General features: G+C 70.3%; 20 protein-coding genes. 10 read left to right on the top strand and 10 right to left on the bottom strand.

Going from position 1 to position 21,821, the window contains the following annotated elements:
• Positions 1-23 precede the first annotated feature (23 nt).
• The 4 genes from purF to OG738_RS13110 all read right to left on the bottom strand — a co-directional run bounded on the left by purF (position 24) and on the right by OG738_RS13110 (position 3,365).
• Positions 24-1,550: an amidophosphoribosyltransferase gene (purF, locus tag OG738_RS13125; RefSeq protein WP_329053964.1), complete on the bottom strand. Its 1,527-nt coding sequence runs from the start codon at positions 1,548-1,550 to the stop codon at positions 24-26.
• 123 nt (positions 1,551-1,673) lie between these two features.
• Positions 1,674-1,979 (bottom strand): hypothetical protein, encoded by a 306-nt coding sequence (locus OG738_RS13120; protein ID WP_329053963.1) that lies wholly within the window; start codon positions 1,977-1,979, stop codon positions 1,674-1,676.
• Positions 1,966-2,205: a DUF397 domain-containing protein gene (locus OG738_RS13115; RefSeq protein WP_329053961.1), complete on the bottom strand. Its 240-nt coding sequence runs from the start codon at positions 2,203-2,205 to the stop codon at positions 1,966-1,968. The genes OG738_RS13120 and OG738_RS13115 overlap by 14 nt, the downstream gene beginning before the upstream one ends.
• A 281-nt stretch (positions 2,206-2,486) precedes the next feature.
• Positions 2,487-3,365: a helix-turn-helix domain-containing protein gene (locus tag OG738_RS13110; RefSeq protein WP_329053959.1), complete on the bottom strand. Its 879-nt coding sequence runs from the start codon at positions 3,363-3,365 to the stop codon at positions 2,487-2,489.
• Between the two features lie 200 nt (positions 3,366-3,565).
• Here OG738_RS13110 and OG738_RS13105 point away from each other — a divergent pair, with 200 nt between their 5' ends.
• The gene (locus OG738_RS13105) at positions 3,566-4,363 is read left to right on the top strand and encodes an SAM-dependent methyltransferase (RefSeq protein WP_329053958.1); all 798 of its coding nucleotides are present in this window, start codon (positions 3,566-3,568) and stop codon (positions 4,361-4,363) included.
• Positions 4,364-4,375: 12 nt separating this feature from the next.
• Here OG738_RS13105 and OG738_RS13100 read toward each other — a convergent pair whose 3' ends face one another.
• Positions 4,376-4,756: a sterol carrier family protein gene (locus OG738_RS13100; protein WP_329053956.1), complete on the bottom strand. Its 381-nt coding sequence runs from the start codon at positions 4,754-4,756 to the stop codon at positions 4,376-4,378.
• A 61-nt stretch (positions 4,757-4,817) separates the two neighbouring features.
• Here OG738_RS13100 and OG738_RS13095 point away from each other — a divergent pair, with 61 nt between their 5' ends.
• The 5 genes from OG738_RS13095 (at position 4,818) to OG738_RS13075 (ending at position 9,634) form a co-directional block, all read left to right on the top strand.
• A complete protein-coding gene (locus OG738_RS13095; protein WP_329053954.1) occupies positions 4,818-5,513 on the top strand; it encodes a type VII secretion system-associated protein in 696 nt (231 codons plus the stop codon).
• Between the two features lie 99 nt (positions 5,514-5,612).
• Positions 5,613-6,413 carry a lysozyme gene (locus OG738_RS13090; protein ID WP_329053952.1) on the top strand — a complete coding sequence of 267 codons (801 nt, stop codon included), beginning with the start codon at positions 5,613-5,615 and terminating at the stop codon, positions 6,411-6,413.
• A 193-nt stretch (positions 6,414-6,606) separates the two neighbouring features.
• Positions 6,607-7,476 carry a lysozyme gene (locus OG738_RS13085; RefSeq protein WP_329053950.1) on the top strand — a complete coding sequence of 290 codons (870 nt, stop codon included), beginning with the start codon at positions 6,607-6,609 and terminating at the stop codon, positions 7,474-7,476.
• 171 nt (positions 7,477-7,647) lie between these two features.
• On the top strand, positions 7,648-8,562 hold the full coding sequence (locus tag OG738_RS13080; protein WP_329053949.1) for a hypothetical protein: 915 nt from the start codon (positions 7,648-7,650) through the stop codon (positions 8,560-8,562).
• Between the two features lie 4 nt (positions 8,563-8,566).
• Positions 8,567-9,634, top strand: coding sequence for a pentapeptide repeat-containing protein (locus OG738_RS13075; protein ID WP_329053948.1), 1,068 nt, complete (start codon positions 8,567-8,569; stop codon positions 9,632-9,634).
• Here OG738_RS13075 and OG738_RS13070 read toward each other — a convergent pair.
• The gene (locus OG738_RS13070) at positions 9,631-10,554 is read right to left on the bottom strand and encodes an NADP-dependent oxidoreductase (protein ID WP_329053947.1); all 924 of its coding nucleotides are present in this window, start codon (positions 10,552-10,554) and stop codon (positions 9,631-9,633) included. The two genes, OG738_RS13075 and OG738_RS13070, sit on opposite strands and share 4 nt — an antisense overlap.
• Before the next feature lie 92 nt (positions 10,555-10,646).
• On the opposite strand from OG738_RS13070, the gene OG738_RS13065 reads away from it, so the two are divergent.
• On the top strand, positions 10,647-11,282 hold the full coding sequence (locus OG738_RS13065; RefSeq protein WP_329053945.1) for a TetR/AcrR family transcriptional regulator: 636 nt from the start codon (positions 10,647-10,649) through the stop codon (positions 11,280-11,282).
• Between the two features lie 65 nt (positions 11,283-11,347).
• On the opposite strand, the gene purL is transcribed toward OG738_RS13065, so the two are convergent.
• Positions 11,348-13,654 (bottom strand): phosphoribosylformylglycinamidine synthase subunit PurL, encoded by a 2,307-nt coding sequence (gene purL / locus OG738_RS13060; protein ID WP_442875896.1) that lies wholly within the window; start codon positions 13,652-13,654, stop codon positions 11,348-11,350.
• A gap of 346 nt (positions 13,655-14,000) precedes the next feature.
• On the opposite strand from purL, the gene OG738_RS13055 reads away from it, so the two are divergent.
• Complete coding sequence (locus OG738_RS13055) at positions 14,001-15,635, top strand: ABC transporter ATP-binding protein (RefSeq protein WP_329053943.1); 1,635 nt, start codon at positions 14,001-14,003, stop codon at positions 15,633-15,635.
• Positions 15,632-17,377: an ABC transporter ATP-binding protein gene (locus tag OG738_RS13050; protein WP_329053942.1), complete on the top strand. Its 1,746-nt coding sequence runs from the start codon at positions 15,632-15,634 to the stop codon at positions 17,375-17,377. The genes OG738_RS13055 and OG738_RS13050 overlap by 4 nt, the downstream gene beginning before the upstream one ends.
• Positions 17,378-17,571: 194 nt before the next feature.
• Here OG738_RS13050 and purQ read toward each other — a convergent pair whose 3' ends face one another.
• The gene (gene purQ / locus OG738_RS13045; RefSeq protein ID WP_329053940.1) at positions 17,572-18,249 is read right to left on the bottom strand and encodes a phosphoribosylformylglycinamidine synthase subunit PurQ; all 678 of its coding nucleotides are present in this window, start codon (positions 18,247-18,249) and stop codon (positions 17,572-17,574) included.
• Positions 18,246-18,485, bottom strand: a complete 240-nt coding sequence (gene purS / locus OG738_RS13040; RefSeq protein WP_329053937.1) for a phosphoribosylformylglycinamidine synthase subunit PurS — start codon at positions 18,483-18,485, stop codon at positions 18,246-18,248. Before purS ends, purQ begins: the two co-directional genes overlap by 4 nt.
• A gap of 160 nt (positions 18,486-18,645) precedes the next feature.
• On the opposite strand from purS, the gene OG738_RS13035 reads away from it, so the two are divergent.
• Positions 18,646-20,205 (top strand): GMC family oxidoreductase, encoded by a 1,560-nt coding sequence (locus tag OG738_RS13035; RefSeq protein ID WP_329053935.1) that lies wholly within the window; start codon positions 18,646-18,648, stop codon positions 20,203-20,205.
• A 94-nt stretch (positions 20,206-20,299) separates the two neighbouring features.
• On the opposite strand, the gene OG738_RS13030 is transcribed toward OG738_RS13035, so the two are convergent.
• Positions 20,300-21,796: an aldehyde dehydrogenase family protein gene (locus OG738_RS13030; RefSeq protein ID WP_329053933.1), complete on the bottom strand. Its 1,497-nt coding sequence runs from the start codon at positions 21,794-21,796 to the stop codon at positions 20,300-20,302.
• Between the last annotated feature and the right edge of the window lie 25 nt (positions 21,797-21,821).

Raw genomic sequence — 21,821 nt, 5'->3', positions numbered from 1 at the left:
GGACTCCCTACTGGAAGGAACTGCTAGGGACGCCGGACGGCGTCCTCGGCACCGTACCCGGCGGGGCTGACCGGGGTCGCCGCGCCATTGACCGAGTCGAGGCTCTCGAGCAGGTGCTTCCCGATCAGCGCGTCCTCCGGCAGCGGGATCGGGTACTCGCCGGAGAAGCACGCCGTGCACAGCCGCGACTTCGGCTGTTCCGCGGCCGCGACCAGGCCGTCCAGGGAAATGTAGCCCAGGGAGTCGGCTCCGATCGAGCGCCGGATGCCGTCGAGGTCGACGCCGTTCGCGACCAGCTCGGCCCGCGACGCGAAGTCGATGCCGTAGAAGCACGGCCAGCGCACGGGCGGCGACGCGATCCGGACGTGCACTTCGAGCGCGCCGGCCTCGCGCAGCATCCGGACGAGCGCGCGCTGGGTGTTGCCGCGGACGATGGAGTCGTCCACGACCACCAGGCGCTTGCCGCGGATGACGTCGCGCAGCGGGTTCAGCTTGAGCCGGATGCCGAGCTGGCGGATGGTCTGCGACGGCTGGATGAACGTGCGCCCGACGTAGGCGTTCTTCACCAGGCCGGTGCCGTAGGGGATGCCCGAGCCCTGCGCGTACCCGATCGCGGCGGGCGTGCCGGACTCCGGCACCGGCATGACCAGGTCGGCCTCGACGGGCTGCTCGTGGGCGAGCCGCCGGCCGATCTCGACGCGGGTGGCGTGCACGCCGCGGCCGGCGATCGTCGTGTCGGGGCGGGCGAGGTAGACGTACTCGAAGACGCAGCCCTTGGGGTCCGGGTTCGCGAACCGCGAGGAACGCAGGCCCGCGGCGTCGATCGCGATGAGCTCGCCCGGCTCGACCTCGCGGACGAAGGACGCGCCGACGATGTCGAGGCCCGCCGTCTCGCTGGAGACGACCCAGCCGCGTTCGAGCCGGCCGAGCACCAACGGGTGTACCCCGTGCGGGTCACGCGCGGCGTACAGCGTGTTCTCGTCGGCGAAGACCAGGCAGAAGGCGCCCTTCAGCGTCGGCAGCAGGTCCATCGCGGCGGCTTCGATGCCCTTGTCGGCGGCGTTCGCGGCGAGCAGGCCGCAGATCAGGTCGGAGTCGCTGGACGAGCCGGTGAGACCCGCGTGCGGCTTGAGGCCCGCCTCGATGGTGCGTTCACGCAGCTCGGCCGTGTTGACGAGGTTTCCGTTGTGCGCGAAGGACAGGCCGCTGCCGGTGTCGGTGGTGCGGAAGATCGGCTGGGCGTTCTCCCAGATGGTCGCGCCGGTGGTCGAGTACCGGCAGTGGCCGACGGCGATGTGCCCCTGCAGCGACTGCAGGATCTGCTCGTCGAACACCTGGCTGACCAGGCCGAGGTCCTTGAAGACCACGATCTGCGAGCCGTCGGAGACGGAGATGCCGGCGGCCTCCTGCCCGCGGTGCTGCAGGGCGTAGAGGCCGTAGTAGGTCAGCTTCGCCACTTCTTCCCCGGGAGCCCAGACGCCGAAGACGCCACACTCCTCGCGGGGTTCCGGGTCGGGCTGGTCGGACACGACTTGCGGGTCGGAAACCACCGAGGAGCTCCTGGGAAGACGTGGTCAGGCCGGCTTCAGTGTAGACGGTGCGGACATGGGTCAGGCCCCGCCCGACGTGGTACTGACCACTTCGGACAGGGCCTGGAGCCTTCAGGTCTGGGTCTAGCAAGCATCCGGCAGCGAGAGGATCTCCGTGAGCACTTGGGCGCCTTCGCCGCGGCGGCGCCACAGCCAGCGCTCCGGCTCGAAGATGTTCTCCTCGGTGCCGGGCATCCGGGTCGCCACGACGTCGTCTTCGGCGTTGAGTCGGACCACGTCCACCACGTCGTCGTGCACCCGCACACCGACGACGGCGAGGACCTCGCCGCGGTCGTCGGCGGGGTGGACGAACTGGTAACCGCGAGCCACCAGTTCCTGCAGTCCGGTCTCGATGTCGTAGACGGGGGCGACGGCCTCAGCCGAGGACATCGTCGAATTCACCGTCCTTCGCGCCGGCCAGGAAGGCCGCCATCTCCGCGCGCGTGTAGACGAGCGCCGGGCCGGTCGGGAAGCGCGAGTTGCGCATCGCGATCTCGCCGTTGGAAAGCGGCGCGACCTCGACGCAGTTGCCGACGGCACCGCTGTAGCTCGCCTTGCGCCACTCGGCCTCGGACAGCCGATCGGCCGGGATGCCGTTCTCGAATCGCTCAGCCATGGTCCCACCTCTCGATGCGGAAACTTCGAGCAATGCATCTGCATGTGCATTTGCCCGCGTATCGAAGGCTAGCACGTGTGCCTGCAGCGGTAAATGCACGTGCAGAATTTCTTGCAAAGTTCTCGCACGGTAAAGAATCACGAGGTCACGGTTAACCTATCGGGTGATAGTTAGTGACCCTAACGGGTTAACCACTACGAGTAGTTACCGTTCATCGGGACATGAAGAGACCGTTCACCGGGCACACGTCACCACCGGCGAACCGGTTCACCAGGGCGTTCTCAGATCTCGGCGCGCCGCTTCGCCAGCAGGGAGCGGCTGCGCTCAGGCGTCTCGGCGTCGACCGCCAGCATGTCCAGCGCGCGGCTGTACTTCTCGATCTCTTCGCGCTTCTCGATGTAGTGCGCGCCGGTCAGGTACTCGACGTAGGCGATGTTCGGCAGTTCCGGCTCGCCGAACCGCAGCAGCGAGAACGCGTGCTCCGCGGACAGCCCGCTGCGCGCGTACGGCAGGACCTGGACCGACACGTGCGGCAGCGCGCTCATCTCCAGCAGGTATTCGATCTGCTGCTTGAGCACCTTCATCCCGCCGATCGGGCGGTACAGGACGGACTCGTCGAGCACCATCCACACGCGGGGCGCGTCCGGCCTGCTGAACATCTTCTGCCGCCGCATGCGCAGCGCGACCAGCTGGTCGACGCGCTCGTCGGCCATCTCCGGGCGGCCGTGGCTGAAGATCGCCCGCGCGTACGCCTCGATCTGCAGGAGGCCCGACACGTACAGCGGCTCCCAGATCTGGATTCGCGCGGCAGCTTCTTCGAGGCCGACGAGGTCGGTGAACCAGTTCGGCATCGTGTCGCCGAAGCGCCGCCACCAGCCCGGCTCGTTCGACTGCTTGACCATGTCGAGGAACGTCTGGCGCTCGGTCGAGTCCTCGACGCCGTACATCGTCAGGAGGTCGGTGACGTCGCGTTCCTTGAAGCCGACCCGGCCCAGCTCGAGGCGGCTGATCTTCGATTCGGAGCCCCGGATGTTGTACCCGGCCTGCTGACGGGTGATGCCGGCCTCTTCGCGAAGTCGGCGAAGCTGCGAGCCCAGGATCATCCGGCGCGCCGTGGGGCCGATGTTCTGTTCACCTGCGGACGCGTTCACCGCGTTCATTCCCGGACCTTCCGCGCTCACGTCACCAGGGGGTTCTAGCCCGACTACCGAAAGTACACGCTAGGCCGTCCTGCGCAAAGAGGTGACCCGGTTTACCGCATGCGTGTGGAGCCCTACTCTACGTAGAGTACGAGACTTTCAACACAGAACTTGCGAGGTTCATCATGCCCGACGCCGCGACCCGGACCGAACGAGTTCCCGTGGGGGTCGACCCGACTCGAGCGAGCATCGCGCGCGTGTACGACGCCTTCCTGCTCGGGAAGGACAACTACGAGATCGACCGGGAGGTCCTGCACAAGGTGCAGCAGGCCGCTCCGGAGGCACAGGACCTCGCGTTCGAAAACCGCGGTTTCCTCATCCGCGCCTGCCGCTTCCTCGCCAGCCAGACGGGCATCACCCAGTTCCTCGACCTCGGCTCCGGCCTGCCGACCGCCGAGAACACCCACCAGGTCGTCCAGCGGATCAACCCGGAGACCAAGGTCGTCTACGTCGACAACGACCCCGTGGTCCTCGCCCACGGCCGGGCGCTGCTCGAAGAGAACGAGCACACCCACTTCGTCGCCGAAGACATCTTCGAGCCGCAGCGGATCCTCGAGAACGAGGTCGTGCGCGAGCACATCGACTTCACGCAGCCGCTCGTGCTGCTGCAGATGGGCACCCTGCACCACTTCAAGGGCGACCACGACCGGCCGGCGCAGATCATGCGTGCGTACGTCGACGCGCTGCCGTCCGGCTCCTTCGTCGGGCTCAGCCACTTCTTCGACCCCGAGAACGAGGACTCCAAGACCGCGCGCCGCATGGAGGACTTCTTCGTGCACAGCCCGATGGGCTCCGGCACGTTCCGGACGCAGAAGGAGATCGAGGCCCTGTTCCCCGGCCTCGAAATGGTCGAACCCGGCGTGACGCTGTGCGCCGACTGGTGGCCGGACGGCCCGCGCCTCAAGGAGCTGAACGTCGCCCAGCGGACGATCGCCGGCGGCGTCGGCCGCAAGCCGTAGGCACCTCGTCCGTCACAGGCGGACGAGGGGGAGCCAGTGGGACAGGTCGGCCCGGGTGCCCGATGCGGTCACCCGGCCGTCCGCCACCGCGGTGGTCCAGTCCAGTAGCCCGGTGGCCAGTTCGAGCCACGTGCGCGGGTCGGTCTCGATCACGTTCGGCGGGGTGCCGCGGGTGTGCCGCGGGCCTTCCACGCACTGCACCGCCGCGAACGGCGGCACGCGGACCTCGACCGTGCGGCCCGGCGCGTCGGCCGCGAGCGCGCGCAGGCTGAGGCGGACCGCCGCGGCGAGTTCCGGCCGCGCGGGATCGGGCGCGTCGCCTTGCAGCCACGCGGAAATCGCCAGCACCGCCGCACGTAACTGTCCGGGGTCGACCGAACGCGAAGAGGCCATGGGCAAACAGTAGAGTGGCGCACCAAGAGTCTTCAGGCACACCCGAGAACGTGGGGATGAGATGGCGCAGCGGGACGAGGCGGATCGGACGGTTTCGCAGCAGCCCACCGGAAGCGGGCCCGATCGCCCCGGCAAGCACAGCAAGCACAACCGCGCCGCGCGGCGCGGCCAGCAGGCGCGGCGCTCCGGCAAGCACGGCACGCCGGAGATCACCGCCGAGATGCGCTCGAACGCCCGCGCCAACCCCAACAGCTGGCTCTACGTCATCGACGAAGCCTTCGACCCGAACGGCCCGGTGCCGTCGTGGGCGGTCGTCGGCGCCTACCCGGTGAACGGCGCGGGCGACGTCGCCGCCGACTTCCACCCCAACGACCGCTACCGGCCCTCGCCCAAGGCGCTCGGCTTCCCGGAGCCGTCGAACGACCTCGAGCAGATGCTGCAGCTCGTCCGCACCGAGCACCGGCCGCCGTCGGACCTGCCGAAGGTCGTCCTCGACTCGACGCTGTTCGTCTACGCGATGTCGCCGGTGCAGCGCACGGTGATCGGCTTCCACAACACCGACGGCCGGGTCATGGTGCCCGCCTACACCCGCAAGGCGCTCGTGCCGCGCGAGTGGCCGCACGCCCGCGCCGTGCTCGGCCGCGACATCGTCGGCCTGCTCGGCGGGCACCCCGTCGCGGTCAACCCGCACGACCTCATCACCGCCGTCGTGCCGGCCGAGCACCTGCTGAAGGCGCTGGCCGACGAACAGCGCTGACCTGCGGGTTTAACCCCATCGAGTGACCACCCGAGTCGCCGATCCGGCGACTCGGGTGCATCGTGAGGCTGGAGAAGTCTCACGAGACGGGTGGGGAGCATGAGGGTGATACGTCCTGCGCTGCTGCCCTTGGCCGCTGCCGTCCTGCTCGTCGCCGGGCAGGCGCCGGCGAAGGCCGATGACAACTACGCGGGCGCCGAAGACCACTTCGCCGGTTCGCAGATCGCGAAGGTCGAAGGCGTCGACGCGGTGCCCGGCGTGCTCTACGCGACCGACGACCAGCAGCTCGGGCACGACGTCAGCGGTCACCAGGGCGCCGTCGACTGGCCCGGCGCGGCGCGCACGGGCGCGAAATTCGTCTACGTCAAGGCGACCGAGGGCACCGGCTTCGTCAACCCGCAGTTCGCCCAGCAGTACAACGGGTCCTACGCCGCCGGCCTGATCCGCGGCGCCTACCACTTCGCCCGGCCGGACATCTCCGACGGCGCGTCGCAGGCGGGGTACTTCCTCGCCCACGGCGGCGGCTGGTCGGCCGACGGCCGGACGCTGCCCGGCGCGCTCGACGCGGAGTACAACCCCTACGGCGAAACCTGCTACGGCAAGGACGCCGCGGGCATGGTCGCCTGGATCCACGACTTCTCCGACACCTACCACGCCGCGACCGGCCGCTACCCGACCATCTACACGTCGACGAGCTGGTGGAAGCGCTGCACCGCGAACGACGGCGGCTTCGGCGGCAATCCCCTGTGGATCGCCCGCTACAACACCTTCATCGGCGAGCTGCCCGCCGGCTGGGGCGTCCACACGATCTGGCAGTTCGCGGACAGCGGTTCCCTGCCCGGCGACCAGAACTGGTTCAACGGCTCGGCCGACCGGCTGCGCGCCCTCGCGCTGGGCTGAACGGTCCCCCGCTCGAGTAATAGGTGTTAACCAGTCACCAATTGACGATCGGCTTCCCGGGAAAATCACCCACGCGTATACCCAATTTCACGGAACTGAGTGACAAGAAGCCATCTCGTCCTCAACAATCGTGCACGGACGGCTACCTGCAGTAAGCCGTCCTCAGCGAGGGTATCTGTGAAGGGATTCAACGATGTCCACTTCCCGAAGAGGGCGGCTGCTCGCTGCCCTGATCGTCCCGGCCACGCTGCTCCTGCTCGGCAGCACGGCCCAGGCGAGCACCTTCTCCCCCGAAGTCGACCCCGCGGCCGCGATCAACGCGGACATCGCACAGCACGACCACGAACTGGGGTCGCAGATCCGGCGCGTCGAAGGCGACAAGTCGACGCCGGACACGCAGAAGGCGGCGCAGCAGCCGCAGCCCGGCCAGGCCATCCCCGGCCAGGTGCTGGCCACCGTGGCCGGCATGGACGTCGCCGGCTACCAGGGCAACGTCGACTGGGCGAGCTGGTGGAACCAGGGCAAGCGGTTCGTCTGGACCAAGGCCACCGAGAGCACCAGCTACACGAACCCGTACTTCGCCCAGCAGTACAACGGCTCCTACAACCAGGGCTTCATCCGCGGCGCCTACCACTTCGCGACCCCGAACACCGCGAGCGGCGCGGCGCAGGCGAACTACTTCCTCGCCCACGGCGGCGGCTGGTCCCCGGACGGCCGGACGCTGCCGGGGGCGCTGGACATGGAGTACAACCCGTACGGCGCGACCTGCTACGGGCTGAGCAAGGCGGCGATGACGGCGTGGATCCTCGACTTCCACGACACCTACCACGCCAAGACCGGCCGCTACCCGGTGATCTACACCTCGGCGGACTGGTGGGGCCAGTGCGTCAGCGGTGACTTCTCCAGCACGGCGCCGCTCTGGGTCGCGCGGTACTCGTCGTCGGTCGGCGCACTGCCCTACAACTGGGGCTTCTACACCGTTTGGCAGTACACCTCGAGCCCGCTCGACCAGGACACCTTCAACGGTGCCTACGACCGGCTCCAGGCCCTCGCCAACGGCTGATCCCCGACCGGCTCCCGGACTGTGACGACTTCGCGTCGTCCGGCCCGGGAGCCGGTTTCATGCCGTACCGTCCGAGCTTGCAGAATGCTGCTCACCACGTCCTGGGGGAACCGCACGGGCCTTGCGGACGTCGGAAGCGCACGAACACCCAGCGCCCGGAAGGCACGAAAGATGACGTACCCGCCTCAGCCGGGCCAGCCCGGCCAGCCCGACCCGTACGGCCAGCAGCCGCAGTCCGGTGGCTTCCAGCAGCCGTACCCGCAGCAGGGTGGGTGGGACCCCAACCAGCAGCAGCCGTACCCGACGCAGCAGTACCCGCAGGGCTGGGACCCGAGCCAGCAGCAGGGCTACCCGTCGGGCGGCTTCCCGGCGAGCCCGCAGCCGCAGTGGGGTGACCCGAACGCCCAGCAACAGCAAGGGTGGGCCGACCCGAACGCGCAGCAGCAGTCGGCGTGGGCGGACCCGAACGCGCAGCAGTACGGCCAGCAGGCCTGGAACCCGAACCAGGGCGGCCAGATGTCGGGCTGGGAGCAGCCCGGTGGCTACGGCCAGGGCTTCGGAGGGCCGCCGGCGCCGCCGAAGAAGGGCAAGACCGGGCTGTGGATCGCCGTCGGCGTCCTGGTCGTCCTGCTCGCCGGCGTCGGGATCACCGGGTTCGTCGCGCCGGGATTCTTCCTGTCGAAGGACAACAACACCGCGGCCCCGGCCAGCACGTCGGCCAAGCCGACGGCGCCGAAGACCACCCCGAAGACCACGCCGACCACGAAGCCGTCGTCGCCGAGCGGGTCGGGTGGGGGCGCCGACGCCAAGGGCGTGCTGCAGGGCTTCATCGACAAGCTGAACGCGGGCGACAACGCGGGCGCGCTGGCGCTGGGCTGCGCGGACTCGAAGGACCTGCTCGACTCGTGGCTCAAGACGTTCCTCAAGCCGCCGCTGCAGCTGACGCTCGGCGAGGTGCCGGACGACCAGTTCCTCGTCGAGGGTCAGGTCACCGGGACGTCCGCCGGCAAGAACGTCAAGGGCACGCTGAGCGCGACGAACTTCGACGACAAGGGCTTCTGCGTCAGCACGATGCTGGTTTCCTGACCCGGTGAAGCTGTGGCGATCACCGCTGGCGTGGACGTTCCTCGCGTCGGTGGTGCTGCTGGTGGGGGTCGGCGGCTGGTTGCTGACCGACCCCGCCACCAGCCGCAGTGACGCGCTGAAGACCGGCGGCCTCGCCGGCGGCGCGGTCGTGGCGCTGTACGCGCTCTGGCTGAACGACCGGCGCCGCCGGGTCGAAGAACGACGCCAGGACATCGAGCGACGCCGTCACGAACTCGAGTCGCAGCGCGCCGAGCAGGACCGCGAGCGGGTGGCGGACGAGCGGTTCGCGAAGGCCGTCGAGCTGCTCGGGCACGCGGCCGACCAGGTGCGTGTGGGAGCGCTGCACGCGTTGGCGGGGCTGGCGCGCAGCCGGCCGGACTACACGCAGACGGTGCTGGACGTGCTGTGTTCGTACTTGCGGCGGCCCTTCCGGCGTCCCGAACCGGATTCCGGAGATCCGGAACCGGAGCGTGAGCTCACGGTCCGGCTCACGGCGCAGCGCCTGATCACGGACTTGCTGCCGGCACGTGACGCCGAAGGCCCGGCGTACGACCTGGACCTGACCGGCGCGACGCTCGAGTACTTCGACCTCTCCAAGCGGCGGGTTCGCGATCTTTGGCTGCGCTATGCGAGCCTGTACAGCAGCACGAACCTCAGCGGCACGGTCTTCACCGGTCAGGCCTATTTCACCGGCGCGGGCACGGGATCCGGCCGTCTGGCGGGGATGTTCCGGTGCCGCGGCACGCGCTTCCTCGGCCGCGCCTGGTTCAGCGGCACGCACTTCGCCGAGCTCGCCGACTTCACCGAGACGACGTTCGCCGGGCCGACCACGTTCAAGGACGCGGAGTTCGCGAACGACGCGCTCTTCACCGGGGTGAACGCAACCGGGTCCCTGGACCTGCGGCGAACTTGCTTCCGAGGTCAGACGGACCTGCGATTCGCCGAACTGCCATCGCAGATCTCCTTGTACAACACGAGAGTGCTCGTGGAGAAGGACCTCCGGCTACCTGCGAACTGGACGACCGAAGAGCTGCGCGACGGCGAATCCCGGATCGTCGCCGAGGCCGGCTAGCCGATCAGCAGGACGAGCTTGCCGCGGGCGCGTCCTGACTGGCTCAGCTCGACGGCCGCGCGCCAGTCGTCGAGCGGGAACGTGCGGGCCACGGGGACGGAGAAGCGTCCTTCGGCGGCGAGTTTCGCGTACTCGCCGATGACTTCGGGGCGGATCACGCCTTCCCCGCCGGGGCCGCTGAACCGCACGCCCACTTCGCGGGCGGTGGCGAAGTCGCTGAGGGTCAGGACGTGTTTCGGCGTCTCGACCGTGGCGACGAGCGCGGGCAGCGCGTTGCTGGGCGGTGCGGCGTCGAGGGCGAGGTCGACCAGTCCGCCCGCCAATTCCGTTACGCGCTCGGCCATTCCGTCGCCGTACGCGGTGACGTCGGCGCCGATCGCACGCAGGGCATCGGCGTAGGTCTCGCCGGCGGTGGCGATGACGCGCGCCCCGCGCTCGATCGCGATCTGCGTCGCGGCGTACCCGACGGTCGTGCCCGCGCCGTGGACGAGGACGGTCTGGTTTCCGCGGACGCCGAGGGTGTCGATGCCCCGGTAGGCCGTCTCGACGGCCATCGGCAGTGCCGCGGCCTGGACGGCGTCGAGTCCCTGGGCTCGCGCGAACCAGACGTCGAGGAGGGCCTGGCCGGACGCGCCGGCGGTCGGCCCGGTGAAGGGAGCGGGGCCGAGCACCGGGTCACCGACCGCGACGCCGGTCACGCCGTCGCCGAGCGCGTCGACGATGCCGGACACCTCGAGCCCGACGCCGCGCGGCAGGCCGCCGGCGAAGAGCCCGTCGCAGAGCGCCCAGTCGGCCGGGTTGAGCCCGCAGGCCTCGACGTTGACGCGGATCTGCCCAGGTCCGGGCGTGGGCGGCTCGGCGTCTTCGAGGCGCAGGACATCGAGCGCGGCGCCGTACTCGTGGAAGCGGAGGGTGCGCATGGAGTCTCCTCGTCGGAGGTGATGACAGCAGATGCTGTCGTCGCTCACGCTACCAGAGTGACGACAGCATCTGCTGTCGCTAAGCTCGGGGCATGGCTCGCTGGGAAGGCAACGCACGCGGCCGGCTCGAGCGGGCCGCGCTGGAACTGTTCACCGAGCAGGGCTACGACCGCACGACGGTCGCCCAGATCGCGCAGCGGGCCAACCTGACGGAGCGGTCGTTCTACCGCTGGTTCAGCGACAAGCGCGAAGTCCTCTTCGGCGACGACGAGCTGGTTTCCCGGTTCGTAGCGGAGATTTCCGCGGTTCCCTCGGGAACGGGCGCGTTGCCAACGCTGCTGGCGGCGTTCGCGACCGCGCCGGAGGTGTTCCGCCCGCGACCGTTCCTGCGAGAGCGGGCGGCGGTGGTGGCCGCCAATCCGCCGTTGCAGGAGCGGGAGCTGATCAAGGCGACGAACCTGTCGGCGGCGCTGACTTCGGCGTTGGCGGAACGCGGCTGCGATCGACAGACGGCGCGACTGGCAACCGACGTCGGGCTGGCGGTGCTACGGGTGGCGAGCGAGCGGTGGGTGGCCGACGAGGAGGCCGACTTCCGGCAGCTGCTCGCGGACGGCGCGGCGGACCTCCTCGCCATTGCCGCAGAAACCGGCCCGGCCGAACATCCCCCGCCCATCCCTGGGGGGCGTCCCCGAGTCCAGTCTACCGGCGGGGTGCGACGAAACCCTTGAAACCGCGGGGCAACCCCCGACCTGTCCACAACCGAACCAGGCTGTGGACAGATCGAGGTGAAGCCTCAATCGAACAAAGCAGGGAGCGTCCTCTCCCACACCTCACGCAGTTCGTCCAGCGTGAACTCCGTGATCCCCTGCAGCTCCAGCTTCCCCGACTCCGGGTCGACCACACCGGTCTTCCGCCACGGCAACCCACGCGCCGTGCACATCTCGGTGAACCGCAGCTCCTCGGTGCGCGGGACCGCCACCAGCACCCGGCCCGACGACTCGGAGAACAGCTGGACGAACGGGTCCTGGGCGTCGTCGAGGAACACCCGGGCGCCGCACTGTCCGATGAGGACGGTCTCGACCAGGGTCTGGATCAGGCCGCCGTCCGAAAGATCGTGCGCCGCCGAGATCATGCCGTCGCGGGAACCCGCCACCAGGATCTCGCCCAGCAGCTTCTCGCGGGCCAAATCGACCCTTGGCGGAACGCCGCCGAGGTGGCCGTGGAGCTCGCGGGCCCACGCCGAACCGTCCAGCTCGTCGTGCGTTTCGCCCAGCAGCAGCAGGGTTTCGCCCGCCTCCGCGCCGATGCCCGTCGGGATGCGGCGGGTCACGTCATCGATCACGCCGAGGACGCCGATCACCGGCGTCGGCAGGATCGCCGTCGAGCCCGTCTGGTTGAAGAAGCTCACGTTGCCGCCCGTCACCGGGATGCCCAGCTCGACGCAACCGTCCGCGAGGCCGTGCACCGCCTGCTCGAACTGCCACATCACGCCCGGGTCGGTCGGGGCGCCGAAGTTCAGGCAGTCCGACACCGCCACCGGCGTCGCGCCGCCCGTCGCCACGTTGCGGTACGCCTCCGCCAGCGCCAGCTGCGCGCCGCGGTACGGGTCCAGGTAGACGAACTTGCTGTTGCAGTCCGTCGCCACCGAGACGCCGCGGCCGGACGACTCGTCGATCCGGATCATGCCCGAGTCCGACGGCTGCGCCAGGACGCTGTTGCCCCGCACGTACCGGTCGTACTGCGACGTCACCCATTCCTTCGACGCCTGGTTCGGCGAGGCGATCAACCGCAGCACGTCCGCGCGCAGTTCGTCCGGAGTGGACGGACGCGGCAGCGACGCCGACGTGTCCGCGATCAGCGCGTCCTGAGTGGACGGACGCTCGATCGGCCGGTCGTACACCGGGCCCTGGTGGGCCACCGTGTGCGCCGGGACGTCGACGACAACCTCGTCGTTCCAGGTGATGACCAGGTGCTCGCCGTCGGTGACCTCGCCGATGTCGGTGGCGATGACGTCCCACTTGCGGCAGACCGCCATGAACGCCTCGACGTTCTCCGGCGAGACGACCGCGCACATGCGCTCCTGCGACTCGCTCGAGAGCACCTCGGCGGGCGTCATCCCGGTGGCGCGCAACGGAACGCGGTCGAGGTAGATGTGCATGCCGCCGTCGCCGGCCGCGGCCAGTTCGGACGTCGCGCAGGACAGCCCGGCGCCGCCGAGGTCCTGGATGCCGACGACCAGCTTCTGCGCGAACAGCTCGAGGCAGCACTCGATGAGCACCTTCTCGGTGAACGGGTCGCCGACCTGGACGCTCGGGAGCTTCTTGCGGCCGGACGCCGACTCGTCACCCGAAAAGGTGTCACTCGCCAGGACGGAAACGCCGCCGATACCGTCGAGGCCAGTGCGCGCGCCGAACAGGATGATCTTGTTGCCGGTGCCGGACGCGAACGCCAGGTGCAGGTCCTCGACGCGCATCGCGCCGACGCAAAGCGCGTTGACCAGCGGGTTTCCGGCGTACGACGGGTCGAACACGAGCTCGCCGCCGACGTTCGGCAGGCCGAGGCAGTTGCCGTAGCCGCCGACGCCGGCGACGACGCCGGGCAGCACGCGCTTGGTGTCGGGGGCGTCGGCCGGGCCGAAGCGCAGCGCGTCCGAGACCGCGAGGGGCCGCGCGCCCATGGCCATGATGTCGCGGACGATGCCGCCGACGCCGGTCGCGGCGCCCTGGTAGGGCTCCACATAGGACGGGTGGTTGTGGCTCTCCACCTTGAAGGTGACCGCCCAGCCCTCGCCGATGTCGACGACACCGGCGTTCTCGCCGATGCCGGCCAGCATCTTGGCCTTCATCTCGTCGGTGGCGGTTTCCCCGAAGTACCGCAGGTGCTTCTTCGACGACTTGTAGGAGCAGTGCTCGCTCCACATCACCGAGTACATGGCCAGCTCGGCGTCGGTGGGCCGGCGGCCGAGGATTTCCCGGATGCGGGCGTACTCGTCGTCGGCGAGGCCCAGCTCGCGGTAGGGCTGGTTGTGGTCCGGGGTCGCCCCGGCGCGCTCGGTGGTGTCAACGGTGCTGGTCACGGTGTCCGTGTCAGGGTTCGCCACGGCCGCCAGGATACGGGGCGCACCCGGTCGCCCCGGACGGTGGGCCCGCCGAAAACGGACAGGTGCGGGCGGGTGTGAGCGAGGCGACATCGAGGGCGGCGGAAGCGCCCGATGCGGCCTGGGGACAACTCCGGTGCGCAGGCACGGAATTGTCGGTCCCCACGAGTAACGTTGAAACCGGGGGGTCCCCCCACGAGCCGGGGTGCTGGGTGGCTGGGGCGCCACGGCAGCGAGTCCCCACCAGCCGGGGAACTGAACCGGCGGAGGCCCAGGGGCGCGGGAGCGGGCGACCCGGGCGTGGAAAATCGGTCGCCTTCCGCTGGTCGGCGGCTTACCGTCGGGAATCGTGCTTTCCGCCACGTATCCCTTTCCGCCGCTGCGGCTGCCCGCGCGGCCGAGCGCGAGCCGCTTCCTGCTAGCCGTGTTCCGAGCCCGGCTCGGCACGGTGCTGGGCGCCGCCGCGCTCGGCGTCGTGTGGGCGCTGCCGGGTGCGCTGGTGCCGCTGGTGATCGGCCAGGGCATCGGCGCCGTCAGCGCGCACGACGGCGCCGCCGTCTGGCGCTGGGCGCTCGCCGCCGCCCTGCTCGGGGTGGTGCAGACGCTGACCGGGACCTGGCTGCACTTCATCAACTACGGCCTGTGGCTGCACGGCGCGGGCTCGACGCAGCGCGCGGTGTCGGCCCACACCACGCGCGTCGGCGCCGGCCTGCGCGAGAAGACGACCACGGGCAACCTCGTCGCGATCTCGACGACCGACGTCAACCACATCGGCAACACCATCGAGATGACCGGGCGGGCGTTCGGCTCGCTGCTGGCGTTCGTCGTGGTGGCGGTGTGGCTGGTCTCGACGTCGACGCTGCTCGGCGTGGTCGCGCTCGTCGGCGTGCCGGTCGCGGTGCTGGGCATCGGGCCGCTGCTGGCGCCGCTGCAGAAGCGCAAGGCGAAGCAGCGTGAGAAGCGCGGAGACGTCAACGCGCTCGGCGCGGACATCGTGTCGGGCCTGCGGATCCTGCGCGGCATCGGCGGCGAGCGGCGGTTCTTCGCCCGCTTCCGCGAGACGAGCCAGCGGGTCCGGCGGGCCGGCATCGAGGTCGGCAAGGCCGAGGCGTGGCTGGCCGCGGCCGAGATCGCGATGCCCGGCCTGGTCACCGTGGTGATCACCTGGCTGGGCGCGCGGCTGGCCGTGTCCGGGGAGATCGGCGTCGGGCAGCTGGTGGCGTTCTACGGCGTTTCGGCGTTCCTGATCTGGCCGGTCACGGCCGCGACCGAAGCCGTCGGGGCGATCACGTCCGGCCTGGTCGCCGCGCGGAAGGTGGTGACGCTGCTGGCGATCCGACCGAAGCTGGCCGACCCGGAGACGCCGGTGCGGCTGCCCGACGGGCCGCTGGAGCTGGTCGACACCGAGTCCGGTGTGCGGGTTGCGGCCGGGCGGCTGACGGTCGTCGACTTCGGCGCCGACGGCGAAGCGGTGGCCGACCGCCTCGCGCGGTTCGCCGACCCAAGTGAAGAGGAAGAAGTGCTGGTCAGCGGCGTTCGGGCGGACCAGGTCGCACTCGCGGAACTGCGACGGCGGGTCGTCTTCGCGCACAACCAGGACATCTGGTTCTCGGGCGTGCTGCGCGAGCAGCTGGCACCGGCACGGCCTAGTGGCGTCGGGATCACCGAAGCGCTGTACGCGGCCGATGCCGACGACATCGTCGAGGCGCTGCCCGACGGCGTCGACGAGGTGATCGGCGAGCGCGGCCGCGAGGTGTCCGGCGGCCAGCGGCAGCGGCTGAACCTGGCCCGCGCGCTGGCGACCGACGCCGACGTGCTGGTGCTGGACGAGCCGACCTCCGCGGTCGACGCGCACACGGAGGCACGCATCACCGAGCGCGTCGCGGCGCTGCGCCGCGGCAAGACGACGGTGGTGTTCAGCCAGAGTCCACTATGGACACATGTGGCCGACGAGGTTTTCACGACGAAGGCAGTGACGGTATGAAACGGCTCCCCACGGCGTCCCGGCGGGACGTCCGGCGCTGGGCGCTGAAGACGGCGGCGGCCCACAAACGCGAGTTCGGACTGCTGCTCGGCGCGCTGTGCGTGGCGACGCTGATCGGGCTGGCCGGCCCGCAGCTGCTCGGCTCGCTGGTCGACGACGTCGCGGCCGGCACGACGACGGGCCGCGTCGACGTGCTGGCGGCGGTGTTCGTCGGGATCCTGGTGCTGCAGGCGGTCGCGCGGAAGATCGCGCGGATGCGCGGCGCGGTGTTCGGCGAGCTGGTGCTGGCCGAGACGCGCGAGGAGTTCGTCGGGACGGCGTTGCAGCTGCCGCTCGGCACGGTCGAGGCGGCCGGCACCGGCGACCTGCTCAGCCGCGCGACGACCGACCTCGGCCGGATCGACCACGCCGCGCGGTTCGCGGCGCCGGAGATCCTGATCGCGGCGGTGACCGTCGTGTTCACGGTCGTCGCGATGGTGCTGACGTCGCCGCTGCTCTCGCTGGGGCTGCTGGTCGCGGTGCCGCTGCTGGTGAGCGTCAACGTCTGGTACCAGCGGCGGATCCCGTCGGTGATGCAGTGGATGCTCGACCGCTGGGCGGACCTGACGACCAGCGTCCACGAGACGGCGGAGGGGGCGCGCACGGTCGAGGCGCTCGGGCTGACCGAGCGGCGCGTCGGCGCGGCGTACGACGCGCTGGACCGCAGCATCCTCGGCGAGCGGCGAATGCGGGCACTGCAGTTGCGGTGGCTGCCGTCGCTGGAGATCAGCTACGTGCTGCCGCTGGCGGTCATGCTGCCGCTCGGGCTGCTCGCGTACACGCGCGGCTGGGCCGGACTCGGCGAGATCACCACGATGCTGCTGTACGTCCAGGCGATGTCGGCGCCGCTGAACGAAGCGCTGTTCTGGCTGGAGGACCTGCAGGTCGCGGCGGCCGCGGCGCGCCGGATCCTGGGCGTCCGCGAGGTGGCCGTCGAGGAGTCGCCGAAGGTGACGGAGGTGCCGCGCGGGCGTGACATCGACGTCCACGGCGTCCGGTTCGCCTACACCGCCGACCGCGAGGTCCTGCACGGCATCGACCTGCGGGTTCCGCGCGGCGAGCGGCTGGCGATCGTCGGGCCGTCCGGCGCGGGCAAGTCGACGCTCGGCCGGCTGCTGGCAGGCATCGCGGCGCCGTCGGCGGGCTCGGTGCGCATCGGCGGCCAGGACGTCTCGTCACTGGCCGACGACGTCCTGCGCGGCGAGGTCCTGCTGCTGACCCAGGAGCACCACGTGTTCTCCGGGACGCTGCGGCAGAACCTGGCGCTCCCGGCGCGTCGTGCGGACGGCGACTGGACGGACGACGAGCTGCTGGCGGCGCTGACGTCGGCGGGCGCGTCGGACTGGGTGGCGTCGCTGCCGTCCGGTCTCGACACGAAGCTGGGTTCGGGTGAGCACCCGGTCCCGGCGGCGATCGCGCAGCAGCTGGCGCTGGCCCGGGTGGTGCTGGCGGACCCGCACACGCTGGTGCTGGACGAGGCGACGTCGCTGCTGGACACGGGCTCGGCGCGCGACTTGGAGAAGTCGCTGAACAGCGTCCTGGCCGGCCGCACGGTGATCGCGATCGCCCACCGCCTGCACACGGCGGCCGCGGCCGACCGGGTCGCGGTGGTCGAGGGCGGCCGGATCACGGAGCTCGGGCCGCACGACGAGCTGTTGTCGGCGGGCGGCTCGTACGCACGCCTGGTGGCCGCGGCTTCTTGATCCGGACCGCTTCGGCGCTCCCCAGGTGGAGATCTACCGGTGAGCGACTCGGCGTCGGGCAAGCGGTCAGTGCCGGCGCGGGTCGGCACTGACCAGAACTGGCGGGGCTCCGGGGCTGTGGACAACTCACGTCCACAGCCCCGGAACTGTCGGTGGCCCCCGGTAAAATGGTTACCGGGGGCCGAGGGCCGCCCTCAAGCCTTGACCAGCGCGTCCACCGCGCTGAAGAACATCCCGAGCCCGTCGTCCGACGGCCCCGTCAGAGCGTCGATCGCGTGCTCCGGGTGCGGCATCAACCCCACGACCCGCCCGTTCTCGCTCCGGATCCCCGCGATGTCGTTGCGCGACCCGTTCGGATTCCCGCCGACGTACCGGAACACGACGCGCCCCTCGGCCTCCAGTTCGTCCAAAGTGGACTGCTCGGCCACGTAGCACCCGTCGATGTTCTTCATCGGGACGAGGATCTCGGCGCCGGACTCGTACCGCGTCGTCCACGCGGTCGCGTTGTTCTCCACGCGCAGCCACTGGTCGCGGCAGATGAAGTGCAGGCCCTGGTTGCGGATCATCGCGCCGGGCAGCAGCCCCGCCTCGCACAGGATCTGGAACCCGTTGCAGATGCCGAGCACCGGCATGCCCGCGCGCGCCGCCTCGATCACCGGCGTCATCACCGGCGCGAACCGGGCGATCACGCCCGCGCGCAGGTAGTCGCCGTAGGAAAAGCCGCCTGGGACGACCACCGCGTCGACGTCGTGCAGGTTCTCGTCCGCGTGCCACAGGGGCACGGCTTCCGCGTCGGCGTAGCGGACCGCGCGAGCCGCGTCGCCGTCGTCGAGCGTGCCCGGGAAGGTGATGACCCCGATGCGCGCGCTCACGCGTCCGCCCGCGTGATCGTCCACTGCTCGATGACCGGGTTCGCGAGGAAGCCCTCGGCGATCTTCTCGAGCGTCGCGTCGTCGACCGTGTCGTCGACCTCGATCTCGAAGTGCTTGCCCTGGCGGATCTCCTTGATCCCGGTGAAGCCGAGACGGCCGGCGGCGCCGAGCGCGGCCTGTCCCTGCGGGTCGAGGATTTCGGGCTTCGGCATGACGTCGACGACAACTCGGGCCACGGCAGGCTGCTCCTTATTCACGCAGGTCGTGGGTACCCCGCGAGCATAGTTCACCCAGTTCGGCACGCCGCGGGGGCCGCCGGGAAACCTAGACTGGCCGACGGCGCGCCGCTGCGCCATGATGAGTCGTTGACATCGCGCCAACAGCTGTGGAGGCACCGTGGACTCCTACGACTACGTGATCGTCGGCGCGGGCAGCGCCGGGTGCGTGCTGGCCAGCCGGCTCACCGAAGATCCGGCCGCCCAGGTCCTGCTGCTCGAAGCGGGCGGGGAGGACACCGCGGACGAAATCCACATCCCGGCGGCGTTCCCCTCGCTGTTCAAGACCAAGTGGGACTGGAACTACGAGACCGTCGAGCAGAAGCACACCGGCAAGCCCTCGTACTGGCCGCGCGGCAAGATGCTCGGCGGCTGCTCGTCGATCAACGCGATGATCTACATCCGCGGCAACCGCGCCGACTACGACGGCTGGCGCGATTCCCACGGCGCCGAGGGCTGGGGCTGGGACGACGTCCTGCCGTACTTCAAGCGCGCCGAGGGCAACCAGCGGCTCGATGGCCCGCTGCACGGCACCGACGGCCCGCTGCACGTCGAGGACCGCCGCTTCACCCACGAGCTGTCGCACGCCTGGGTCGACTCGGCCGTCACGTGGGGCCTCAAGCGCACCGACGACTTCAACGGCGAGAGCCAAGAGGGCGCCGGCGTCTACCAGGTCACCTGCAAGAAGGGCCGCCGCTGGTCCACCGCCGACGCCTACCTGCGCCCGGCACTCGACCGGCCGAACCTCACGGTGAAGACCTGCGCGCCCGCGACCCGCGTCGTCTTCGAAGGCACGCGCGCGGTCGGCGTGTCCTATTTGGACAACGGCGTCGAGCGCACCGCGCACGCTTCGGCCGAGGTGATCCTTTCGGGTGGCGCGATCAACTCGCCGCAGTTGCTGATGGTTTCCGGCGTGGGCCCGGCCGAGCACCTGCGCGAGCACGGCATCGACGTCGTCGCGGCGCTGCCCGGCGTCGGCGAGAACCTGCACGACCACCCGGCCTGCGGGATCATCTGGTCCACGCGCGGCACCACCGACCTCGTCGACGCGGCCACCCCTCGTGGCCTGGTTCGCTACCAGCTGACCAAGCGCGGGCCGCTGACGTCGAACATCGGCGAGGCGGGCGCGTTCTTCCCGACCACCGACGGGCTTCCCGCGCCGGACATGCAGATCCACGTCGCGCCGACGCTGTTTTACGACAACGGCCTGCGCGAGCCGACCGTCCCCGGCTTCACGTCGGCGGCAACGCTGGTGGACGTCGCGAGCCGCGGCCGGCTGCGACTGAAGTCGGCGAACCCGTTGTGGAAGCCCGAAATCGACCCGGCTTACTACGCGGAGTCCCGGGACATGGAGACGATGATCGCCGGGCTGCGCGCGCTGATCGAGATCGGTCGCGTCGGCCCGCTCAAGCGATTCCTGGACCAGCCGTTCCTGCCCGCGCGGCACGACCTGAGCGATTCCGAGCTGGCCGAGCACATCCGCGAGAACACGCAGACGCTGTACCACCCGGTCGGGACGTGCGCGATCGGTTCGGTGGTCGACCCCCGGCTGCGGGTTCAGGGGGTCGAGGGGCTGCGGGTCGTGGACGCGTCGGTGATGCCGGTGGTGCCGCGCGGAAACACGAACGCGCCGACGATCATGGTGGCGGAGAAGGCAGCGGATTTGATTCGCGGGCGGTAAGACGGTTTCGGGGCTGTGGACAACTCGCGTCCACAGCCCCGAAACTGTCGGTGCCCCGCACTAAACTGGATACCGGGGGCCGCGGCCCGCCCACTCAGCGCTTGCCGTGCAGGATCGTCACCAGCTTCGCCACCATCGCGTCCGTCGAAGGCTTGCGGCTGAACGACGTCAGCGTCAGCGGCGCCGTGAACCGCTGCCGCGCGATCGCCTTCGTGCGAGCGAACTCGCGCAGTCCTTCCGGGCCGTGGATGCGGCCGAAGCCCGAGTCGCCCACGCCGCCGAACGGCAGGGACGCGATGCCGGCGAACGAAAGCGGCGCGTTGATCGCCGTCATGCCCGTACGCAGCTTCTCGGCCAGCTCGACACCGCGGGACTTCGAAAACACCGTCGAACCCAGGCCGTACTTCGTGCTGTTCGCCTTCTCGACCGCTTCGTCCATGTCGCGGACCTTCGCGATCGTCACCGTCGGGCCGAACGTCTCCTCGGTGACCGCTTCGGAGTCCTCGGGGACGTCGATGAGCACCGTCGGCTGGGCGTAGCGGTCGCCGACCGCTTCCTCGCCGCCGAGGACGGCCTTGCCGCCGCGGGCCAGCGCGTCCTGGATGTGGCGCTTGATCACGCCCAGCTGCGACGGCATCGTCACCGGGCCGTACTGCGCGGCCTCGTCCGAGCCCGCGCGCACGTCCTTCGACTTCTCGACGACCTTCGCGACGAACTCGTCGTGGACCTTCTCGTGGACGTACACCCGCTCGACGCCGATGCAGGTCTGGCCCGAGTTGGAGAACGCGCCCCAGACCGTCGCGTCGGCTGCCGCGTCGAGGTCGGCGTCCGCGTCGACCAGCACCGGGTCCTTGCCGCCTGCCTCGATGACCACCGGCGTCAGCGTCTCGGCGGCCGCGGCCATGATCCGCTTGCCCGTGGCTGTCGAGCCGGTGAACGCGATCTTGTCGACACCAGCTCGCACCAGCGCCGCGCCCGTCTCGCCGAAGCCGGTGATCAGCTGCAGCACCGGCTGCTCCGGCACGATCTCGGCGAACGCGTCGACCAGCCACTTCCCGACGCCCGGCGTGTATTCGCTGGGCTTGAACACCACGGCGTTGCCCGCGGCCAGCGCGTACGCGATCGAGCCGAGCGGCGTGAACACGGGGTAGTTCCACGGACCGATCACGCCGACCACGCCCAGCGGCTGGTATTCGACGGTCGCCGCCTGGTTCGACATCAGCAGTCCGGCCGAGCGCTTCTGCTTGCCGAGGATCTTCTTCGCGTGCTTGCCCGCCCACGCGATGTGCTCGATGGCCAGGACGCTCTCGAGCTGCGCGTCGGCGATGGGCTTGCCGGTCTCGTCGCGGACCACCTGGCACAGCTGCGGGAGCCGGCGCGTCAGCACGCCCTTCCAGCTCTTCAGCCGTTCCGCCCGGCCGGCGAACCCGAGGTCCTCCCACCACTTCGCCGCGACACGCGCCCGCGCGACGGCCGCCTGGACGTCCTCGGCGGTGTGCACGGGGTAGGTTCCGACCACCTCGTCGGTCGCCGGGCTGAGCGAGTCGAAGGTCTCGCCGACCGACGTCGGCTTCGGCTGGACGGCAGTCATCGGCGTCTCCCTGGAGGTAGCGGGT

Source organism: Amycolatopsis sp. NBC_01488, assembly GCF_036227105.1.
Taxonomy (GTDB): Bacteria; Actinomycetota; Actinomycetes; order Mycobacteriales; family Pseudonocardiaceae; genus Amycolatopsis.
This window is presented reverse-complemented; position numbering and strand designations above follow the sequence as displayed.

Excerpts from the sequence above, each read along its gene's own strand:
- OG738_RS13120 (WP_329053963.1), bottom strand. The coding sequence starts at position 1,979 with ATGTCCTCGGCTGAGGCCGTCGCCCCCGTCTACGACATCGAGACCGGA.
- OG738_RS13115 (WP_329053961.1), bottom strand. The coding sequence starts at position 2,205 with ATGGCTGAGCGATTCGAGAACGGCATCCCGGCCGATCGGCTGTCCGAG.
- OG738_RS13110 (WP_329053959.1), bottom strand. The coding sequence starts at position 3,365 with ATGAACGCGGTGAACGCGTCCGCAGGTGAACAGAACATCGGCCCCACG.
- OG738_RS13100 (WP_329053956.1), bottom strand. The coding sequence starts at position 4,756 with ATGGCCTCTTCGCGTTCGGTCGACCCCGGACAGTTACGTGCGGCGGTG.
- OG738_RS13095 (WP_329053954.1), top strand. The coding sequence starts at position 4,818 with ATGGCGCAGCGGGACGAGGCGGATCGGACGGTTTCGCAGCAGCCCACC.
- OG738_RS13090 (WP_329053952.1), top strand. The coding sequence starts at position 5,613 with ATGAGGGTGATACGTCCTGCGCTGCTGCCCTTGGCCGCTGCCGTCCTG.
- OG738_RS13085 (WP_329053950.1), top strand. The coding sequence starts at position 6,607 with ATGTCCACTTCCCGAAGAGGGCGGCTGCTCGCTGCCCTGATCGTCCCG.
- OG738_RS13080 (WP_329053949.1), top strand. The coding sequence starts at position 7,648 with ATGACGTACCCGCCTCAGCCGGGCCAGCCCGGCCAGCCCGACCCGTAC.
- OG738_RS13070 (WP_329053947.1), bottom strand. The coding sequence starts at position 10,554 with ATGCGCACCCTCCGCTTCCACGAGTACGGCGCCGCGCTCGATGTCCTG.
- OG738_RS13065 (WP_329053945.1), top strand. The coding sequence starts at position 10,647 with ATGGCTCGCTGGGAAGGCAACGCACGCGGCCGGCTCGAGCGGGCCGCG.
- OG738_RS13050 (WP_329053942.1), top strand. The coding sequence starts at position 15,632 with ATGAAACGGCTCCCCACGGCGTCCCGGCGGGACGTCCGGCGCTGGGCG.
- OG738_RS13030 (WP_329053933.1), bottom strand. The coding sequence starts at position 21,796 with ATGACTGCCGTCCAGCCGAAGCCGACGTCGGTCGGCGAGACCTTCGAC.